At 45.1% G+C, this 344-nt stretch carries 1 pseudogene; it reads left to right on the top strand.

Annotation, left to right across the window (positions count from 1 at the left end):
* Positions 1-344 (top strand): annotated as a pseudogene (locus tag H8K32_RS20035) (hypothetical protein); the annotation flags it as partial.

The following is a 344-nucleotide window of genomic DNA, read 5'->3' as shown; positions in this document are numbered from 1 at the left end:
ACATAATATCAACATAGATGTACGTTATATACCGACATTTGAGGAGTGGATGGCGTTAGAAGATGGCGCAGGTTGGAATTTAGAAGCCGATGGGGTCTATATGAGAATAGTCATGTATAGAGATGACAATCGCTTAAATCCACTTCAACCCGGTGCGTATTTTATGACCATGGAATTACACAGCGAAGAAGACGAGGTACGCAGTCATTTTTTAGAAGAGGATAGAGATAACTGGAAAGCATTGTGGCCCGATCGCATGAAAAAAGCCCATGAATGGCGTGCTAAAGATGAAGCCGAAGCACGCGCCAAAGGCTACCAGATCGACACCGACTACCAAGACCCGC

The sequence above is a fragment of the Cognatundibacterium jejuense genome, assembly GCF_014284255.1.
Taxonomy (GTDB): Bacteria; Pseudomonadota; Gammaproteobacteria; order Burkholderiales; family Burkholderiaceae_D; genus Undibacterium; species Undibacterium jejuense.
Note: the sequence above shows the minus strand (reverse complement) of the source record. Positions and strands in the feature narration are given on the sequence as shown.